The following is a 17513-nucleotide window of genomic DNA, read 5'->3' on the forward strand; positions in this document are numbered from 1 at the left end:
GCGCGGCTCGTCGTTGAGAAGAATCAGATCCCGAGGTACGCGAGCAGCTCGCGTTCGCGCGAGCGCACCTCGGAGTTGTCCATCGCCTCGGCGACACGTCCCTCGGCCAGCAGGTAGTGCCGGTCGGCGACGCCGGTGGCGAAGTGCAGGTTCTGCTCGACCAGCAGCACGGTCACCCCGTGCTGCTTGGCCTCCCGCAGCAGGTCGCCGACCTGCTGCACGAGCAGCGGTGACAGCCCCTCGGTGGGCTCGTCGCAGAGCAGCAGCCGCGCACCCATGCGCAGCACCCGGGCCAGGGCCAGCATCTGCTGCTCGCCGCCGGAGAGCATGGTGGCCGCCGAGTCCCGCCGGGTGTGGAGAGCGGGGAACGCCTCGTACACCCGCTCCAGCGGCCACGGGTCGGGGCCGACCGTGGGCGGCAGGGTGAGGTTCTCGGTGACGGTCAGGGTGGCGTAGCTGCCCCGGTCGTCGGGCACCCAGCCCAGCCCGAGGCGGGCCCGGCGGTGCGCGGGCAGCCTGGTGATGTCCCGCCCGTCCAGCTCCACCGTGCCGCGCTGGCCGGAGTGCAGCCCCATCACGCAGCGCAGCAGAGTGGATTTGCCGGCGCCGTTGCGGCCCACGAGGGTGACCACCTCGCCGGCGGCGACCTCCAGGCCGACCTCCCGCAGCACCTGCGCCTCGCCGTAGAACGCGGCGAGGTTCTCAATGCGCAGCATCAGCGGCTCCCAGGTAGGCGGTGATCACGCGCTCGTCGGCGCGGACCTGCTCGTACGGGCCCTCGACGAGGACCCTGCCGGCCTGCAGGACGGTGACGGTGTCGGCGAGCCGGCCGACCACGCTCATGTTGTGCTCGACCATGACCACGGTGCGGCCCGCCCGGACCCGGCTGATCAGCTCGACGGTGCGGTCGACGTCCTCCAGGCCCATCCCCGCGGTCGGCTCGTCGAGCAGCAGCACCTTCGGGTCCAGCGCGAGGGCGATGGCCAGCTCCAGGGCCCGCTTGCGGCCGTACGCCAGCGCCGCCGACGGGGCCTGCGCCAGGTCGGCCAACCCCACCATGGCCAGCAGCTCGTCGGCCCGTTCGGTGTAGCGGTCCAGCAGCTTCGCCGAACGCCAGAACCGCCAGCCCAGCCCGCTGGAGGACTGCAACGCCAGCGCGACGTGCTCGCGGGCGGACAGCTGCGGGAAGAGGCTGGTGATCTGGAACGAGCGGGCCACGCCGAGCCGGGCGACCCGCTCCGGCGGCAGCCCCGTGACGTCCCGCCCGGCCAGTTCGATCCGCCCGCCGCTGGGCGCGAGGAACCCGGTGAGCAGGTTGAACAGGGTGGTCTTGCCGGCGCCGTTCGGGCCGACGAGCGCGTGCACACTCTCCGGCGCGACGTCCAGGTCGACCTCGTCGACCGCCCGGAAGCCCCGGAAGTCCCGGGTCAGCCCGCGGGCCGACAGGAGCGCTTGCCCGGCCATCGCCTCATCCTCCGCACGGTCGCGGCGACGGTCGATTCGGTGACCGCGGTCACAGGCCCGTCGCGTGGAGGAAACCTACGGCCGCTCGCGCGAGTCGAGCCATGTCGATCGCATCCATATTCGACGGGCAGAGGACGTGCCCGGCCTCCACTCCCCCGTCCAGCCGACTTGACCCGACCTCCTAGGTTGATGATCCACACAGCCCAGCGGAAGGTCCCCACCCCATGCCCGTCGGCTTCACCATGGCGATCGTCTTCGCCGTCGCCCTGGCGGTCAGCGCCGTCCTGGCTCTCGTCGCCCCCGCGCGGTCGCTGAAGCGGATGGCCGCCCTCGCGACGCTCGTCTTTCTCGCCCTCACCCTGCTGGTCGGTGTCACCTCCAGCGCCCACTCGGTGCCCATCCGCTCGGTCGGCATCGTCACCAGCTTCGGCAAGCCCACCGGCAAGGTGACCGGCTCCGGCCTGAAGTGGGTCGCCCCCTGGCAGAAGGTCGGCGAGTGGGACGCCGGCCGGCAGAAGTACGACCACATCGGCGGCAACAACTGCGTACGCGTCCGCACCGGCACGCTCGCCGACGCCTGCGTCGAGGTGCTCATCGAGTGGCAGGTCAGGCCGGAGAACGCGCCGAAGCAGTTCATGGACTACAAGGGAGACTTCGACAGCTTCCGGGGCCAGCGGGTGGGTGTGCAGCTCGACAGCGCGGTCAACGACGCCTTCGCCGCGTACAACCCGCTGGAGAAGATCGACGCGCGGACCGGTGACCTCAACGTCGACCTCAAGCCGTTCGCGGCGAACATCAAGACCAGCGCGGACACCCGCCTCGCCAGCGACGTGGACATCCTCTCGGTGACCATCACCCGGGTGAACCACGACGACAAGACCGAGGGCAATATCAAGGCGTTCCAGGACAAGCTGGCCCAGACCCGCAACCTGGAGCAGGACCGCAAGAACGCCGAGATCTCCAAGCAGATCACCGAGACCAACGCGAAGGTCGACAAGGTCACCCGCTGCCTGGAGATCGCCGAGAAGAACGGCGCCAACCCGGGCCTGTGCATCAACCCGGGCATCGTCACCGGCAAGTGAGAAGGAACCGGCCCACCCGTGGCAGGTGGGCCGGCGCCGTGCCGCTCGATGCTCAACTCAACAGGACGGCTCGTCCGCCCTGACGTGCCGCAGCGAGTACGCGGCGTCGGTGAAGGCGCCGCCCTGCAGGGCGGCGGGGTCGACCGGGTCGCGCGAACCGGGCACCCCGTCGGCGAAAACCTCCGCGTTGTCCACCGGCAGATAGCCGAGCCGAGCCCCGGCCGTGGTGTCCCAGAACGCCCGAGTGTTGGCGGACACGGCGTAGGCGGTCGCGAAGCGCACGTCGGGAGCGGTGAGAGCCGCGCGAACGAAACCGATGCCGTCGCGCGGGCTCAACCAGGTCGCCAGGTAGCGGGCCTCGTCCGGCGCGTCCTCGAAGCTGCCGATGCGCAGGCACACCACCGACAGGCCGAACTTGTCGGCGTACAGGCGCCCGAGCGCTTCGACAGCGACCTTGCTCACCCCGTAGAAACCGTCCGGTCGGACCGGCTCGTCCGGCCCGACCACCTGGCCGACGGGGTAGAAGCCGGTGACACGGTTGCTGCTGGCGAGGACGACCCGCCCTACCCGCTGCCGACGGGCCGCCTCCAACACGTGGTACGTGCCCAGCACGTTGCTCTCCAGCAGGTCGGCCAGGGGTGCCTCGTCCGGCAGCCCGGCCAGGTGCACCACCGCGTCCGCGCCCTTGAGCGCGGCGGTCACCGCGTCGGCGTCCGCCAGATCCAGTTGAATCGCCCGGTCTGTCGGCGACTGCGGCTGCGAGGGCACCCGATCGACCAGAACGAGGCGGCGCACGCCGTCGCGCAGGTGGCGGCAGACCGCCGAACCAATGCGACCGGCGGCACCCGTGACGACGACCGTGCCCAGACGTGAACCCATGACGCCATCCTGCCGGCCCGCACCGACAGGATGGCCGGTCCAGGGTGACCACCCAGCGGGCGCCCTCGCCCCGGACCGGTCGAGCGGATCAGCTCGTCCGGTTGGTGGCGGACCGCTCCCACTGGCGGGGGGCGCTGATCTTGGCCCAGCTCGCGCCGAACGTCATCCGGCGCAGCGGTGACGCGATGCCGCAGAGGCTGAACCAGCCACGGGTCAGACCCACGCTCACCCGGTTGCTCATCATGCCCTGGTGCAGCGTCCGCAGGGCCAGCTCGACGGCGTGGAATCCGTACTCGCGCATCTCGGCCTCGTATCCGCCGATCGCATCCAGCAGCGGCAGGTGGCCGCCGTCGGCCAGCGACAACTGCCGGGTGAGCAGGGCGGCGTCGCGCAGTGCGGTGTTGGCGCCGTTACCGCCGGCCGGTGGCATGCCGTGCACGGCGTCGCCGAGCACGGTGACCCGCGAGGGCGTCCAGGGCGCCGGACGGTCGGACGCCTGGAACGGAAACGCACTCACGTCGTTCGGTGGACATTGGTCGATCAGCTGGCGGAGCGCCGGATGCCAGTGGGTGATCAGCCCGGCGACGTAGGCCTTCAACTGTGGGCCGTCGAGGCGCTCCGGACGCGAGGGGAACAGCTCGTTACGGGCGACGAACGCGCACAGCAGATAGTCGTCCCCCACCGGCTGCCGGCGTTCGAAAACAGAGGTGAACAGGAAGTGCGGCGCACCGGTCACGATGAGGTTCATGCCCTCAGCCAGCCGGGCGGGTAACCAGGCTCGGGTGTCGTCGTTCAGCGGCAACTTGAGCCCGACGCCTACCGCACCGGCATCTCTCTGCGTGGCGGTCGGCAGGTACTGCGCCCGCACCCGCGAGTTGATCCCGTCCGCGCCGACCAGGACGTCGCAGGTGGCGGACGTCCCGTCGGCGAAGCGCGCGGTGGGGCGACCGTCGGCGGCGAGCTCGTAGCGCTCGAATGCCTTGTCGTAGTGGACGGTGTCGTCGAGTCCGTCGAGGAGAACGCCGCGCAGCGTGTGACGGTCGACCGGGTAGGCCCGTTCGGCGGGGTCGGGATCGTCGGGATACATGACCGCGTCCTCCACGAGGACCAGCGTGCGCAGGTCCGTGCCCAGGAAGCCGAAACCGCCGCCGGGCCGACCCGCGGTGTCGATGAACGCCTGCCAGTGTCGGTCGGGCAGACAGGCACGCAGCGACCGGCTGCCCGCCGGGTTGATCGCGAGCCGGTAGCGGTCCACCCGGTCGTCGCGGCGTCGGTCACGCTCGTACACGGCGACGGTGATGCCGTGTTTACGCAGACCCTGGGCGAGAGCGAGGCCGCCGATGCCACCGCCGACGATGAGCACGTCAGTCATGGGTGAGACTTTCTGGTGCGAAGAGGTCGCACAGCTGGTTGACCACCGACTCGGCCTTGTCGGGACGCAGACGAATGCCTTTGACGGTGGCGATCACCAGCTCGACGCTGGCAGCGACGTCGAGGTCCACCGACCACACGTGTCGCGCGACGCCTTCGGTGAAGATCGCCGCGAGCGCGTCCCGCCAACCCTGTTCGTCCCGCTCGATATCGGCCCCGGTGGACTCGTCCCGTCGAGCCCGAAGGTCGAGCTCATCGAGCACGATGAACAACTCGGGCCGTTGCGCGACCGCGGTGGCGATCTCGCTGAGGTGTTGCCGCAATCGGGCGGCGGGTTCCAGGTCGGCGTGCATCGTGGCCTCGAATTGGCTGGTCACGTGCTCGAGCACTGCGGCGATCAGGTCGGCCTTGGTCCGGAAGTAGTGGTGCAGGGTGGAGTGGTCGATGCCGGCCGCCGCGGCGATCGGCCGCAGCCGGAACCCCTCGAAGCCCTCCTCGGCGATCGCCGAGAAGGCCGCGTGCACCAGCGCCTGCCGGCGATCGAGCCGTTCGGTCATCCTCCACCATCCCCAACCAAGCGGTTGGTTGATAGTTCAGCATCGGTGTGTCGAGCTGTCAACCACGTGGTTGATGAAGACCTCCCGGTCCGGTTCGGACCAGCCGCAGCGATCGGGGCTGGTCGTGCCGACAAGGTTGATCGTCGAGTCGTCGACCTGCGAAGCTGCTGCGTGTGACTGATGCTTCCGAGCGTGAAGCGACGCCGGTGACCGTGGTGCGTGACGGAAAGCTGCGCGCGGCGGGGCTGCGCCTTGGCGACGCCATCGTCTACGACTGGGGATTTCACCTCGACAATCGACCGTATGAGCAGCGCAGCTTCGTGCTGCTCGATGACGGGTTCCAGATCAATCAGCCGGTCCTGTTCCCACCCGAGCAGCAGGGCTGGTGGTACTGCGACCTGGTACGAGTCATTGATCATGGGAGCGTGGTCACGGTCGACGACCTGTGGATCGACGTGATCGTCGGACCTGGCGACCATCCCTACCGGGTCCTGGATCTCGACGAGTACGCCACGGCCATGCAGGACGGCGCGCTCAGCGTGGGTGAGGCGACCGAGGGACTCATCCGTACCCAGCGTTTCCTTGATCGACGTCTCAACCGACGGCACGACCCGCAACGCTCCTGGCCGGACTTCCCACCGGCCAGTATCACCGACCTGCTGCACGTCGTATTTCCTCAAGACTGGTCCCTCATCGACGCCGGATGAAGGCCAGTCCCGCTCAGCTGAGCCGGATGACAGCGGCGACGAGGAGCGGGCTGGCCGTTCGCCGGGACGGGCGGCCGGGTCACGCCACGGCACGCCCGTCCACGGCTTCCACCAGATCCCGTTGACGACCTGAACGTGATCCCCTAGGCGTAGCTGAACAACGGGGGAAAGACGAGGACCACGATCCAGGCCCACGCTGCGTACACCGGCAGGTAGCCGGTCTGCCACCGTTCGAGCGCCACGAAGGGCGTACGCCGACGCAGGAAGCTCAGCAGGAGCCACGCCGACCACGCGAGGTTGACCAGCAGGATCACGTTCTCGCCGAGCGCTGCCGCCCGGTTGGGCGTACCGCCGTAGTTGTCGGTGATACGCCCGGTGATCTCCACCAGCACCAGCACGTCGATGGCCAACGCGCTGACCACGAGCGCGAGCTGGAGTTTGTCGAACGGGCCGGGCGGGGCCAGCGGATCGCGGGCCGAGAGCGAGTAGAGCAGCAGCCCCAGCACCACGACGAGCAGAAGGTCGAACAGGATCAACGCCTCGCGCTCGACGTCGATGCCGTGGCTGGTCCAGACGACGGCGACGAGGAAGGCGAGCAGGGCGGCGGTGAAGAGCGGGGTGAACAGTCGCGTGAGGACCGGCGCGATGTTCTCGACGACGCTCTGCTTGGCCTCGACGAGCCACCCGGCCACGACGACCGCGGCCGCGGCGCCGCAGGGCAGGAGCCACTGCGAGATGAACGCCTCCGGGACGATCCCGATGGCCGCGAAGGTGTTGAACAGGAACGCGGCGAGCACGCCGCCGCCGAGGGCCATCAGCACGAAGTAGATGAACCACTCGCCGGTGAAGCGGATGAAGTCCATGCGTCGACGCGACGAGCGCCAGTCGTCGGCGACATAGGCCAGACCGACCACGAGCCACAGGGCGATCGGAAGGTGGATGCCGGTCACGACCACGGACTGCGAGTCGTCCGCCAGGGGGTAGACGTTCGCCGCCACGGCGCCGAGGGCGAACAGCGCCACCAGCACCGCGATCACCACCGGTCGGGCTCGCCGGCGCCAGGCCAGGAACGCCGCCAGCCAGGGCAGCGCGAACAGCGTGGCGTTGCGCGCGTAGAACGACCCGTCGTCGTCGAAGGTCAACCCGAACAGCGCGGGCACTTTGACGGACGCCACCGCGCCGGCCGCACAGGCCAGCATGACCCACAGGTCCCGCCGGGAGCGCGAGCCGGCGGCCGGGTTGCCGGAGTCGCCGGTCAGCACCAGTTGCTTCCACAGCCGTTCCGAATGCTCCCGGGCGAACTCGCGGGAGAGCTCGTCGAGACTGCCCATCCGCTTGACCGCGACCAGGAACGCCTCGTCCGGGCTCAGGCCCGCCGCGACGAGCTCGTCGACCGAGCCACGGAGGTGGTCTTCCAACTCGTCGGCGTCCACCGACTGCAGTTCCCGACGCCGGAGCACGTATCGGCGCCACTGTGCGAACTGCGCTTCCAGCTCCTCCGGCCCGTCGTGCGCCGTCATGCGAGGCCCCCCAGCGGGCGCACCGTCAGCGGCGTACGGTCGTGCCAGATCTCCTTGAGCGCGCCCACGACGGTGTCCCACTGCCGGCGCTGCTCGGCCAGCTCGGCCAGGCCCCGGTCGGTGATCCGGTAGTACTTGCGTTTCCGCTCACCGGCGACCGACTGCCAGCTCGCCTCCACATAGGCCAGGCGCTCAAGCCGGTGCAGCAGCGGGTACAACAGCCCCTCGGTCCAGTCCAACTCACCTCCGGACAGCTCGTTGATCCGCCGGAGGATGGCGTAGCCGTAGCTCTCCCCCTCGGCCAGGATGCCGAGCACCATCGGTGTCGCCGACGCGGCCACCAGATCCTTAGCGACCTTCACGAAACCTCCCACCTCCAACCCTAGAAGTACGATGCATAGTACCGCTAGGTATTCTCCGGATGCAACGACTCCGGCGCGAAAACCCCGTGGGGTGCTGGTGGTCGATTCCGCGACAATGGCCGACGTGCAGGAGATCGAGGTCGTCGTCGCCCACCAGGAGCGGGCGACCGTGCGCGTCGGCGACGTGTTCCTCAAGATCGACGCCGATCCGGGTCACGCGGACGTCGAGGTCGCGGCAATGGCCATGGCGCCCGTGCCAACTCCGGAGGTCCTGTGGCGCAACCCGCCTGTGCTCGCGCTCGCCGTCCTGCGCGGCAGGGCACTCGGCCGCCTCGGCGAGCCGTCGACCGCGCCCCCGACGGCGTGGGCCGCGGCGGGCGCCGCCGTACGGGCGTTGCACGACGCGCCGCTGCCACCCTGGCCCGGTCGGAGCCTCGACGAGCTGGCCGCGCAGCTCGACGGTGAGTGCCGGTGGCTCGTCGCGAACGGCGTTCTCCCCACCGACCTGGTCACCCGAAACCGCCACGTCGCCGAGGCTGCACTCCGGCCGTGGACACCTGTGTTCACGCACGGCGACCTGCAGGTCGCCCACGTGTTCGTCGACGGTGACGAGGTCACCGGCGTGCTCGACTGGTCCGAGGCGAGCCGGGGCGACGCCCTGTTCGACCTCGCCACGTTGACTCTCGGACACGAGGAGCACCTCGGCGACGTCGTGGCCGGCTACGGCGCCGACGTCGACCTCGACGTGATCCGGGCGTGGTGGTCGTTGCGCAGCCTGCTGGTGATCCGGTGGCTGGCCGAGCACGGCTTCGACCCCTCGGCGCCCGGCTGCGAGGTCGACGTGCTGCGGGCGCGGATGTGACGAACGTCAGGGGATGAGTCGGTCGAGCAGCTCGAACCGCTCGTATGGCTGGTTGTAGTCGCCGAAGTGCCCGTCGTCGCGCACGATCTGGGTGCCGCCGAGCCGCTCGAACATGGCGCGTCCCTGTCGGTCGTCGCAGCCGTACGGATCCGCGCGGGAGTTGATGAAGAGGATCTCGCGCACGTGCGACCGGATCGCGGCCCAGTCGTAGCTCTCCTGGAGGACCGGTTCCTCGCTGGTGTTGGGCCGGGTGCAGTAGCCGGCGACCAGGATCGCCTGGGCGACGGGCACCTCGACATGCTCCAGGAGCGCCAACAGCAGGGCCGCGCCGCCGGAGTGGCCCACCAGGACCGTGTCCTCGTCGAAGCGGCGCCCGTCGAGCACCGTCGGCAGGAACGTCGCGATCGGCTCGACGTTGACGCCCGGGAGGTGCGGCACCTCGACGGTGTAACCCCGAGCCTCGAGCCGCTCCGCCAGCCAGCGATACCAGACGACGTCCGGGTTACCGCCGGTCCCGTGGAAGATGATCGCTCTGCGTCCCACCATGCCCCCTTCGCATCGACATCGTGATCAAACCGCGTGACCCACAGAAGCGAGTGCGGCCTCAGGGGGCCGGCCGCTCCCGAGGTTCTAACGGCATCCGCATCCGCGGACAGCGGTCGCGTCCGGCGCCCTGTCACTAGGGTGATGGCTCCAACCGTTCGCGGTCGCGGGTGAGCTGGAGCCGCGTCGTTGCGTTGTGATGTGCCTGCCAGCCCATGTCAAGTGCCTGCCGGATGATCTTCGCGACCAAAGCCGGGGCGATCGGGCTCAGTTCGAACACTTCGGCCGCTCGGCCGGCAGGTGCGGTGATGATCGGTCCATAGTTCAGCCATGGGTCATCAAAGAACGCCATGACCTCCAATGCACCGCCGGGCCCGTCGCGCCAGACCTTGACCTTGACACGGCTCGGATCGACCAGTCCGACGGTCCATCGGTAGACGATGTCCTCGACGACGCTGCTCCTGATTCGGGTACGCGCCACGGCGGAAGAGTAGGCACCGTCCGCGCAGTCCGGTAGCGAGGTACCGCTTCGCCAATCCGGCACCGCACCCTCCGATCACCTCGTTCTGCGCGCTGACCCAGACCGCAACTACATCCTCGCCGCACACATGGCTTCCGGGACACCCCCAGCGCTCGCGGCTCTGTCGAGTCGAGTGCGCTTGGGAGGCCGGCAAGCCATGGAGGCCGGCAAGCCATGGAGGGAGGCCGCGTCACTGCACAGCGGTCGCCGGGGGATGATCGAATGATTTGGGGCAGCGGAAGGTGTACAGCGAGTAGCCACGCCCGATCTGCACGCCGACGATGTCTGGGGACACGGTCGGGTTCTCCTCGGACGGGCGCCAGCTGCAATGCATGCCGTTCCAGTCGCCCGAGCCCACGGTGAAAATCAAGGTCATCGTGGTGCCGCAGGCAGCACAATCCATCGGGTACGGATCGGTCAGTGACCAGTTCGCGTACCCGCCGACCTTCCATCCCGGCGCCAGCGACAAGTCGGTCTGATACTGATAGTGGGGACGGCTATCGTCTTCGTCCCACTCGTCGAGCCGCTCGCGCAGGTCATCGGGGAGTAGAGCGGCGTATTGGTACTCGCGAACCTGCTCGGGGTGCACCACGCACGGAACCGGCAGGTACATGTCGCTGATCACCGGCGGCTCGGGAGGCGCTTCGAGCAGCGGGCCGACGGCGGAACTGTCGCGCCAGAAGAGGAAGACGCGAGGGCTGTAGTGCCGGTCCGAGTGGTCCACCGGGCACCACAGCACCTGGAGCAGGTCGGTGCCGTCCGGACCGGCGTAGTCCGGGACATCATGTCGGTACAGCTGCGCGACCGGGACCAACGGGATGGGGTCCTCGATCAGGTCGTCCAGGTCCAATGCGTCGGCCGCATCGAGCTCGGCCCGCTCCTGCGCAGTCAAGAAGTACCCGCCCGGCAGCGGCTCCCGGGCTTCTGCGGTCGCGAGGATCTCCCGCCTGCAGCGCAGGGCGGCCGGGGTGGCCAGGTTGTATGGCTCGTGCGCCCCGGCGTCGTCGCAGACCGGCCATACCTCGTCGGCCGGCCACAGCAGCGGTCCGCCGACCGAGCTGTCCCTAACGGTCGGAGCGCCGGGTCGGGGATGCAGGCGGGTAGCGGTGATGGAATGGTCCCGCAGTTCGGGGAAGAGCGCGGTGATGTCCAGGGGACGCGGAGGTGTGGTGCGGACCATAGAAGTAAACCTTATGGGCTGCGGTGTACCAGCAGGACCGCGCCGGTCTCCACGAGTGCGCCACAGACGACGACATGCATGACGGGATGAGAGCACCGGGATAGGACAAGCTCGGTCCAGCCCGAGGGCACGCGCACACATCCGGCTCCGCCAGGGACCAAGGCTGCGGATTCAGCGACCGGCGTCTGGCTCGGCCCTTAGCCACCGCACGATCGTCGCAAAGGGGTAGCAGATCACGATCGCTCCCCTGGCCGTTCGGTTTAGGGGCAGTTGCGGGGCGCGATCGAGCGCAGTCCGGGATAGCCTTGGCGCATATGGCTACCTATCGCAGCGCCTCAGTGCTTCTCTCCTCGGACGGCACCAGGACCCCTGGCACCGCCGCCCTCTTCGCCGAGCCCGCCCGCAAGGGTGGGATTCGACCGTGGGCAGGCGACTTCCGGCCCGCCAACAGCGCCGGCAACGGCCCCAAGAACGCGGTCGGGAAGGCTTTCACGTTGGAACTGCCCGACGGCAGCACCGGCAAGGTCGTGGTCCAGAGCCTCAAGAGCGGGAGGGGTGGCGTCGTGCTGGCGTTGATGGGCGAGGACACACCACCCTTCTGATCGAAACTGATCGCCGCCGACGTCACCGGCCCGAGCAGGCCCGCATGCGAGCCTGCTCGGCTCAGTCCAGTGTGACCACCCAGCGAGCGCCCTCGCCCCGCGCCAACCGGTCGAACGCGGTGGGCGCCTCGTCCAGCCCGATCGTGCCGCTGACCAGCACGCGCAGATCCAGTGCGCCGTCGGCGAGCTCGGTGGCCAGCACCGGCACCTCGCGGTCCGGGTCGGACGAGCCGTACACCGAGGAGCGCAGCGTACGGGCGGAGTGGAAGATGTCGAGCGCGCCGAGGCTGACCATGTCGTCCTTGGCGCCCATGCCGACCACGGTGACCGCTCCCCCGCGCCGGGTGAGCCGCCACGCCGCCCGGATCGTGGCGGCCCGCCCGACGCACTCGAAGGCGTGGTCGACGCCGCGGCCCTCGGTGCGTGCCCGCACCTCCTTGGAGAGCCGGTCGTCGGAGAGCAGGAAGTCGGTGGCCCCGGCGGCGAGGGCCAGGTCCCGCTTCGCCTCGGCCACGTCGACGGCGAGGATCGTCGTGGCGCCGGCCCGGCGGGCTGCGGCGAGAACGGCGAGCCCGACCCCGCCGAGCCCGATGACGGCGACCGACTCGCCGGGCGCGACCCGGGCGGTGTTGCCGACCGCGCCGACGCCCGTGAGCACCGCGCATCCGAGCAGCGCGGCCTGCTCGGCGGGCAGCCCGGCGGGGATCGGTACGACGGCGCTCTCCGGCACCACCACCGCCTCGGCGAGCGCGCCGAGACCCAGCGTAAGGTGCAGCCCGATGCCGTCCTCGGTCTCGCCGCGCGCCACGGTCGGGGCGGTGTTGGCGGCGCAGAGCCACGGCTCGTCGTGCCGGCACCACCAGCAGGTCCGGCAGGCGGGCGCCCAGTTGAGCACCACCGGCGTGCCGACCGGCAGCCGGGTGCCCGCCCCTGCCTCGGCCACCACGCCGGTCGCCTCGTGCCCGAGCACCAGCGGGAACGTCGCGGCCAGAGTGCCGTTGACCATGGACAGGTCGGAGTGGCAGACGCCGGCGGCCCGGATCGTCACCCGCACCTCGCCGGGGCCGGGGGCGGGCAGGCGTACCCGCTCGACCCGCAGCTCGGCGCCGGGCCCGCGCGCGACCAGCGCGCGGACGGTGACCGACCCGCCCGCCCGCTCAGCGCTGACCGCCGGCACGGCCGCCTGCTCCGCAGCCACCCCCGGTACGCCCGTCGACTCGGCGGCGCTCATCGCTGGATCGCCTTCAGCTCGCAGAACTCGGCGAGCCCGTGCACGCCCAGCTCCCGGCCCAGGCCGGACTGCTTGTAGCCGCCGAAGGGCGCGAGTGGGTTGAACGCCGCGCCGTTGATGTCGACCGCGCCGGTCCGCAGCCGCCGCGCCACCGCGAGCGCCGCCTCGGTGTCGGCGGACCAGACCGCGCCGGCCAGCCCGTAGCGCGAGTTGTTGGCGATGGCGACGGCCTCGTCGGTGTCGTCGAACGGGAGAACGGCGAGCACCGGGCCGAAGACCTCCTCCTGGGCGAGCGCGCTGTCCGGGTGCACGTCGGCGAAGACGGTCGGGGCGACGAAGTGCCCCCGCGCCGGGACCGGGGCGTCCGGGCCACCGGCGACGAGGCGGGCGCCGTCGGCGAGAGCCCGCTCGACGTGGCCGCGCACCCGCGTCGCCTGGGCGGCGGAGACCAGGGGGCCGAGGCGGGTGGCCGGGTCGAACGGGTCGCCGACGCGGTAGCCGGCCACCGCCGTCGCGACCAGGTCGAGCGCCTCGGCGTACCGGTCGCGGTGCACCAGCATCCGGGTCCACGCCGTGCAGGTCTGGCCGGAGTTCATCAGGGCGTTGCCGACGCCGACCTTGACCGCGGCGGCCAGGTCGGCATCCTCGAGGATCACGTTGGCGGACTTGCCACCCAGCTCCAGCGCGACCCGGGCGATCCGGTCGGCGGCGAGTCGCATGATCCGGGTGCCGGTGGCGGTGGAGCCGGTGAACGAGACCAGGTCGACGTCGGGGTGCCCGGCGAGCGCCTCGCCGACCGCCGCGCCGGTGCCGGGGACCAGGTTGAGCACACCCGGCGGCAGACCGGCCTCGGTGACCGCGTCGAACAGCAGGTACGCGGTCAGCGGGGTCAGCTCGCTGGGCTTGAGCACGACCGTGCAGCCGGCGGCGAGCGCGGGCGCGACCTTCGCCATCACCTGGTGCAGGGGGTAGTTCCACGGGGTGATCGCGCCGACCACGCCGATCGGCTCGCGCACGACGAGGGAGTTGCCGATGGTCTCCTCGACCGGCGGCCGGGCGGCGAGCGCCACGTGGTCGCGCAGCACGATCAGCGGCAGCGCGACCTGCACGCGGGTGGCGAGCTTGAGCGGGGCGCCCAGCTCGAAGGCGACGGTGCGGGCGAGGTCGTCGGCGCGCGCCGCGAGCGCGGCGTGCAGCCGGTCGAGGTAAGCGGACCGTTCGGCGGGCGCGGTGGCCGCCCAGCCGGGAAAGGCGGCGCGGGCGGCGGCGACGGCGGCGTCCACATCGGCCGCGGTGCCGGCGGGCACCTGACCGATCAGCTCGCCGGTGCTCGGGTTCTCCACGTCGATCACGTCGGTGCCGGCGGGAGACGTCCACTCGCCGCCGATGTGCAGGTGGCGCCGGAGGCGCAGGGCATCGGGCAGCAGCGACGGCGGGGCGGCGAGGTCCATGGCGTCCCTTCCGGGGTGGCGACGGGCGATGGGGGCGGGCTGAGCGGCGGGCGAAGGCGACGGGTCGCGGCGGGCGATGAAACTAGCGCTGGGAGTTTGGACGCTACCCGCTGGACCGCCCGGACTCCACCGGCCCGACGGTGCGGACGTACTCGGCGGCCAGGCCGTGCAGCAGCGCGTCCAGGCCGAGGGCGAAGGCGCCCTCGTCCACGCTCTGCTGGTGCTCGGCGAGCCGGTGCGCCTGGCGCAGGTGCGGGTAGTGCGCGGCGTACAGCTCGGGATCCTCGACGAAGCCGCGGGCGAACGAGCCGAGCGCCGAGCCGGCCACGAAGTAGCGCAGCGCCGCGCCGATGTGGGTGGCGCGGGCCGGTGGCCACCCGGCGCGGACCAGGCCGCCGTAGACCGCGTCGGCCATGGCGAGGGCGGCCGGCCGGCGACCGGGCCCCTGGGCCAGGTACGGCACGATGTTCGGGTGCGCGGTGAGCGCCCGCCGGTACGACCAGGCCCAGTCGCGCAGCGCGCCGGCCCAGTCCCGGCCGGTGAAGCCGCTGGTGTCGACGGCGCCGGTCACCGCGTCGGCGACCGCGTCGAGGATCTCGTCCTTGGTGGCGAAGTGGTTGTAGAGCGACGGGCCCTGCACGCCCAGCGCGGCGGCGAGTCGACGGGTGGAGAGCGCGGGCAGACCCTCGGCGTCGATGAGCGCCGTGGCGGTGTCGACGATCAACTGCCGGGTGAGCCGGGGCTGGCGGGGTCGGGGCACTGCGCTCCTCGCGAGTCGGCGACGTAGGGTCTGGACGCATCAAAACTTACACCGCTAGTTTAGGGGTGACCGGCCGCGCCGACGCCAGGAGGACCACCGTGGACTTTTCGCTCACCGACGAGGAGCGGGCGGTACGGGACACCGTCCGGTCGTTCATCCGCCGCGAGGTGATGCCCCTGGAGGCGGAGGTGCTGCGCCGCGAGCGGGCGCACCAACCGGGCCTGGATCACTCCGAGGTGCGCGAGCTGCAACTCAAGGCGCGCAAGTTCGGCTTCTGGGGCCTGGCGACCCCCGAGGAGTACGGCGGGATGAACCTGCCGGCCGTCCTCCAGTCGTTGATCTGGACGGAGCTGGGCCACACGTTCGTGCCGTTCCGCTTCGGTGGCGAGGCGGACAACATCCTGTTCCACGCCACCGAGGAGCAGAAGCAGGAATTCCTCATTCCGACGATCGAGGGCGAGCGGCGGTCCTGCTTCGCGATCACCGAACCGGGCGCCGGCTCGGACGCGGCGAACATCCGGCTCTCCGCCCGCCGCGACGGCGACGGCGACGACTGGATCCTCGACGGCGAGAAGACCTTCATCACCGGCGGCCACGACGCCGACTTCGCCATCGTCGTCGCGGTGACCGACCGGGAGAAGGGCGCCCGCAACGGCGGCGCGACCGCGTTCCTGGTCGACCGGGCGATGGGCTGGCGCTCGGAGTTCATCCAGACCATGGGCGAGGGCGGGCCCGCGTCGCTGATCTTCGACGGTGTACGCGTGCCGCACCGCAACATCCTCGGCGAGATCGGGCAGGGCTTCACCCTCGGCATGGAGTGGATCGGCAAGGGCCGCTACACCATCCCGTCGCACGCCATCGGCATCGCCGAGCGGGTCCTGCAGATGGCGATCGACTACGCCAACACCCGCGAGACGTTCGGCGCGAAGATCGGCACCAACCAGGCCATCCAGTGGATGATCGCCGACTCGGAGACCGAGTTGGAGGCGGCCCGCTGGCTGGTGCTGCGCTCGGCGTGGACGGTCGACCAGGGCCTCGACCCGCGGCACGCGTCGTCGATGGGCAAGCTCTACGGCGCCGGCATGGTCAACCGGGTGGTCGACAGGGTGCTCCAGATCCACGGTGGCATGGGCTACACCCGGGAGCTGCCCATCGAGCGCTGGTACCGGCAGGTGCGGCTCTACCGCATCTTCGAGGGCACCGACGAAATGCAGCGGCTGATCATCTCGCGAGACCTGCTGCGCGGGTACACGAAGATCGGTGGCCACCTGGCCTGAACCGCGTCACCCCGCCAGCGCCTCCAGGGCGGCGTCCACATCGGCCTCGGTGGAGTAGAGGTGGAACGAGGCGCGGACCCGCCCGGCGCGCACCGCCGCCCGGATGCCGGCCGCGGCGAGACGCTGCTCCGCGCCGGGTACCTCGACGGTGACGATGGCGCTGTCCCCCGGCGGCCGGCCCAGGCCGGTCAGGAACCGGTTGGCCAGTGCCACGTCGTGCTCCTGGATCGCCGGCACGCCGATCTCGGCGACCAGCTCCATGGCGGGGGCCGCGCCGACCCAGCTGAACCAGGCCGGCGAGATGTCGAACCGGCGGGCGTCGTCGGCCAGCCGCAGCGGCGGGCCGTAGTAGGAGGCGTGCGGGTCGTGGCCCGCGTACCAGCCGGCGGCGTCCGGGCGCAGGCGCTCGCGCAGCGCCGGGGCCAGATAGGTGTACGCGGTGCCGCGCGGGTTCATCAGCCACTTGTAGCCGCCGACGGCCACCACGTCGGCCCGGCTGCCATCGAACGGCAGCCACCCGCACGCCTGGGTCGCGTCCACCACCACCAGCGCGTCGTGCGCGCGGGCCGCGGCCACGATCTCGTCGTACGCGGCGACCGAGCCGTCGGCCGACTGCACCAGGCTGAACGCGACGAGGTCGGTGTCGGCGTCGATCGCGTCGACCAGCCGGTCCGCCGGCACCGTGCGGACCGTGACGCCGCGCTCCTCCTGAACCAGCCAGGGGAACAGGTTCGAGGTGAACTCGATCTCCGGAACGACCACGGTGGCCCCCGCCGGCAGCCCCGCCGCCACCGGCGCCAGCATCTGGGAGACGGTCGCGCCGACCGCGACGTCACTGGCCGGCACGCCGATCAGACCGGCGAACGCGGTCCGGGAGCGCTGCACCGAGTCGCCCCAGCCCTCCCATGACGTGCTGCCGACCCGCCAGGCGGCCAGGGCCTCCTGCAACGCCGTCCAGGCCGGCTCGGGCGGCAACCCGTAGGAGGCCGTGTTCAACCAGCCGGGCTCCGGCTTCCACAACTGCTGTGCCTGCGCGATCTCCATGCCACCGACGCTAGGCGGGCTCGTCGCGCAGGGGCACGGCCAATCGGAGTCCTGCGGCCTGCGGGCTCCCGGCGGCGGACTGCCGGCGGCTTGCGGGCTTG

19 protein-coding genes are annotated in these 17513 nt (G+C 71.0%); 5 read left to right on the forward strand and 14 right to left on the reverse strand.

The features are described from left to right. Positions 1–23: 23 nt before the first annotated feature. Positions 24–716 (reverse strand): ABC transporter ATP-binding protein, encoded by a 693-nt coding sequence (locus ACFYPR_RS16980; protein ID WP_355065738.1) that lies wholly within the window; start codon positions 714–716, stop codon positions 24–26. After that, positions 703–1464, reverse strand: a complete 762-nt coding sequence (locus tag ACFYPR_RS16985) for an ABC transporter ATP-binding protein (RefSeq protein ID WP_355065736.1) — start codon at positions 1462–1464, stop codon at positions 703–705. The genes ACFYPR_RS16980 and ACFYPR_RS16985 overlap by 14 nt, the downstream gene beginning before the upstream one ends. Before the next feature lie 224 nt (positions 1465–1688). Between ACFYPR_RS16985 and ACFYPR_RS16990 the strand changes: the two genes are divergently transcribed. Next, entirely contained in the window at positions 1689–2546 is an 858-nt protein-coding gene (locus tag ACFYPR_RS16990) for an SPFH domain-containing protein (protein ID WP_354856013.1), read from the forward strand. 57 nt (positions 2547–2603) lie between these two features. On the opposite strand, the gene ACFYPR_RS16995 is transcribed toward ACFYPR_RS16990, so the two are convergent. The 3 genes from ACFYPR_RS16995 to ACFYPR_RS17005 all read right to left on the reverse strand — a co-directional run bounded on the left by ACFYPR_RS16995 (position 2604) and on the right by ACFYPR_RS17005 (position 5353). Beyond that, positions 2604–3425: an NAD-dependent epimerase/dehydratase family protein gene (locus tag ACFYPR_RS16995; RefSeq protein ID WP_387260749.1), complete on the reverse strand. Its 822-nt coding sequence runs from the start codon at positions 3423–3425 to the stop codon at positions 2604–2606. 88 nt (positions 3426–3513) lie between these two features. Beyond that, positions 3514–4797, reverse strand: coding sequence for an FAD-dependent oxidoreductase (locus tag ACFYPR_RS17000; protein WP_387260752.1), 1284 nt, complete (start codon positions 4795–4797; stop codon positions 3514–3516). Beyond that, positions 4790–5353, reverse strand: a complete 564-nt coding sequence (locus ACFYPR_RS17005; RefSeq protein WP_387182177.1) for a TetR/AcrR family transcriptional regulator — start codon at positions 5351–5353, stop codon at positions 4790–4792. The genes ACFYPR_RS17000 and ACFYPR_RS17005 overlap by 8 nt, the downstream gene beginning before the upstream one ends. A gap of 173 nt (positions 5354–5526) precedes the next feature. Here ACFYPR_RS17005 and ACFYPR_RS17010 point away from each other — a divergent pair, with 173 nt between their 5' ends. Next, the gene (locus ACFYPR_RS17010) at positions 5527–6060 is read left to right on the forward strand and encodes a DUF402 domain-containing protein (RefSeq protein WP_387182174.1); all 534 of its coding nucleotides are present in this window, start codon (positions 5527–5529) and stop codon (positions 6058–6060) included. A 143-nt stretch (positions 6061–6203) separates the two neighbouring features. Here the strand turns inward: ACFYPR_RS17010 and ACFYPR_RS17015 are convergent, their stop codons facing one another. Together ACFYPR_RS17015 and ACFYPR_RS17020 are read right to left on the reverse strand one after the other, a co-directional pair. Then, entirely contained in the window at positions 6204–7580 is a 1377-nt protein-coding gene (locus tag ACFYPR_RS17015) for a permease prefix domain 1-containing protein (RefSeq protein ID WP_387260755.1), read from the reverse strand. After that, complete coding sequence (locus ACFYPR_RS17020) at positions 7577–7942, reverse strand: PadR family transcriptional regulator (protein ID WP_354856007.1); 366 nt, start codon at positions 7940–7942, stop codon at positions 7577–7579. Before ACFYPR_RS17020 ends, ACFYPR_RS17015 begins: the two co-directional genes overlap by 4 nt. Positions 7943–8057: 115 nt before the next feature. On the opposite strand from ACFYPR_RS17020, the gene ACFYPR_RS17025 reads away from it, so the two are divergent. After that, positions 8058–8804: a phosphotransferase gene (locus ACFYPR_RS17025; RefSeq protein WP_355136334.1), complete on the forward strand. Its 747-nt coding sequence runs from the start codon at positions 8058–8060 to the stop codon at positions 8802–8804. 6 nt (positions 8805–8810) lie between these two features. Here the strand turns inward: ACFYPR_RS17025 and ACFYPR_RS17030 are convergent, their stop codons facing one another. The 3 genes from ACFYPR_RS17030 to ACFYPR_RS17040 all read right to left on the reverse strand — a co-directional run bounded on the left by ACFYPR_RS17030 (position 8811) and on the right by ACFYPR_RS17040 (position 11047). After that, complete coding sequence (locus tag ACFYPR_RS17030; RefSeq protein ID WP_354856005.1) at positions 8811–9350, reverse strand: alpha/beta hydrolase; 540 nt, start codon at positions 9348–9350, stop codon at positions 8811–8813. A 133-nt stretch (positions 9351–9483) separates the two neighbouring features. Continuing rightward, on the reverse strand, positions 9484–9828 hold the full coding sequence (locus tag ACFYPR_RS17035) for a hypothetical protein (RefSeq protein ID WP_387260758.1): 345 nt from the start codon (positions 9826–9828) through the stop codon (positions 9484–9486). A 229-nt stretch (positions 9829–10057) separates the two neighbouring features. Further along, complete coding sequence (locus ACFYPR_RS17040; RefSeq protein ID WP_387260760.1) at positions 10058–11047, reverse strand: hypothetical protein; 990 nt, start codon at positions 11045–11047, stop codon at positions 10058–10060. A gap of 314 nt (positions 11048–11361) precedes the next feature. On the opposite strand from ACFYPR_RS17040, the gene ACFYPR_RS17045 reads away from it, so the two are divergent. Next, the gene (locus ACFYPR_RS17045) at positions 11362–11649 is read left to right on the forward strand and encodes a hypothetical protein (RefSeq protein ID WP_354856002.1); all 288 of its coding nucleotides are present in this window, start codon (positions 11362–11364) and stop codon (positions 11647–11649) included. 61 nt (positions 11650–11710) lie between these two features. Here ACFYPR_RS17045 and ACFYPR_RS17050 read toward each other — a convergent pair whose 3' ends face one another. The 3 genes from ACFYPR_RS17050 to ACFYPR_RS17060 all read right to left on the reverse strand — a co-directional run bounded on the left by ACFYPR_RS17050 (position 11711) and on the right by ACFYPR_RS17060 (position 15091). Further along, on the reverse strand, positions 11711–12880 hold the full coding sequence (locus ACFYPR_RS17050; RefSeq protein ID WP_387260762.1) for an alcohol dehydrogenase catalytic domain-containing protein: 1170 nt from the start codon (positions 12878–12880) through the stop codon (positions 11711–11713). Further along, the gene (locus tag ACFYPR_RS17055; RefSeq protein WP_387260765.1) at positions 12877–14331 is read right to left on the reverse strand and encodes an aldehyde dehydrogenase family protein; all 1455 of its coding nucleotides are present in this window, start codon (positions 14329–14331) and stop codon (positions 12877–12879) included. Before ACFYPR_RS17055 ends, ACFYPR_RS17050 begins: the two co-directional genes overlap by 4 nt. Positions 14332–14434: 103 nt before the next feature. Next, positions 14435–15091 (reverse strand): TetR/AcrR family transcriptional regulator C-terminal domain-containing protein, encoded by a 657-nt coding sequence (locus ACFYPR_RS17060; RefSeq protein ID WP_387260769.1) that lies wholly within the window; start codon positions 15089–15091, stop codon positions 14435–14437. A 98-nt stretch (positions 15092–15189) separates the two neighbouring features. Between ACFYPR_RS17060 and ACFYPR_RS17065 the strand changes: the two genes are divergently transcribed. Further along, positions 15190–16368 (forward strand): acyl-CoA dehydrogenase family protein, encoded by a 1179-nt coding sequence (locus ACFYPR_RS17065; protein WP_387260771.1) that lies wholly within the window; start codon positions 15190–15192, stop codon positions 16366–16368. Positions 16369–16374: 6 nt separating this feature from the next. Here ACFYPR_RS17065 and ACFYPR_RS17070 read toward each other — a convergent pair whose 3' ends face one another. Beyond that, entirely contained in the window at positions 16375–17412 is a 1038-nt protein-coding gene (locus tag ACFYPR_RS17070; protein WP_363935624.1) for an aminotransferase class V-fold PLP-dependent enzyme, read from the reverse strand. Positions 17413–17513 lie beyond the last annotated feature (101 nt).

The sequence above is a fragment of the Micromonospora sp. NPDC005254 genome (genome assembly GCF_042872525.1).
Taxonomy (GTDB): domain Bacteria; phylum Actinomycetota; class Actinomycetes; order Mycobacteriales; family Micromonosporaceae; genus Micromonospora.

What these genes read in the sequence shown, in the direction of transcription:
- ACFYPR_RS16980 (WP_355065738.1), bottom strand. Translation starts at nt 716, where the DNA reads ATGCTGCGCATTGAGAACCTCGCCGCGTTCTACGGCGAGGCGCAGGTG.
- ACFYPR_RS16985 (WP_355065736.1), bottom strand. Translation starts at nt 1,464, where the DNA reads ATGGCCGGGCAAGCGCTCCTGTCGGCCCGCGGGCTGACCCGGGACTTC.
- ACFYPR_RS16990 (WP_354856013.1), top strand. Translation starts at nt 1,689, where the DNA reads ATGCCCGTCGGCTTCACCATGGCGATCGTCTTCGCCGTCGCCCTGGCG.
- ACFYPR_RS16995 (WP_387260749.1), bottom strand. Translation starts at nt 3,425, where the DNA reads ATGGGTTCACGTCTGGGCACGGTCGTCGTCACGGGTGCCGCCGGTCGC.
- ACFYPR_RS17000 (WP_387260752.1), bottom strand. Translation starts at nt 4,797, where the DNA reads ATGACTGACGTGCTCATCGTCGGCGGTGGCATCGGCGGCCTCGCTCTC.
- ACFYPR_RS17005 (WP_387182177.1), bottom strand. Translation starts at nt 5,353, where the DNA reads ATGACCGAACGGCTCGATCGCCGGCAGGCGCTGGTGCACGCGGCCTTC.
- ACFYPR_RS17015 (WP_387260755.1), bottom strand. Translation starts at nt 7,580, where the DNA reads ATGACGGCGCACGACGGGCCGGAGGAGCTGGAAGCGCAGTTCGCACAG.
- ACFYPR_RS17025 (WP_355136334.1), top strand. Translation starts at nt 8,058, where the DNA reads ATGGCCGACGTGCAGGAGATCGAGGTCGTCGTCGCCCACCAGGAGCGG.
- ACFYPR_RS17030 (WP_354856005.1), bottom strand. Translation starts at nt 9,350, where the DNA reads ATGGTGGGACGCAGAGCGATCATCTTCCACGGGACCGGCGGTAACCCG.
- ACFYPR_RS17040 (WP_387260760.1), bottom strand. Translation starts at nt 11,047, where the DNA reads ATGGTCCGCACCACACCTCCGCGTCCCCTGGACATCACCGCGCTCTTC.
- ACFYPR_RS17045 (WP_354856002.1), top strand. Translation starts at nt 11,362, where the DNA reads ATGGCTACCTATCGCAGCGCCTCAGTGCTTCTCTCCTCGGACGGCACC.
- ACFYPR_RS17050 (WP_387260762.1), bottom strand. Translation starts at nt 12,880, where the DNA reads ATGAGCGCCGCCGAGTCGACGGGCGTACCGGGGGTGGCTGCGGAGCAG.
- ACFYPR_RS17055 (WP_387260765.1), bottom strand. Translation starts at nt 14,331, where the DNA reads ATGGACCTCGCCGCCCCGCCGTCGCTGCTGCCCGATGCCCTGCGCCTC.
- ACFYPR_RS17070 (WP_363935624.1), bottom strand. Translation starts at nt 17,412, where the DNA reads ATGGAGATCGCGCAGGCACAGCAGTTGTGGAAGCCGGAGCCCGGCTGG.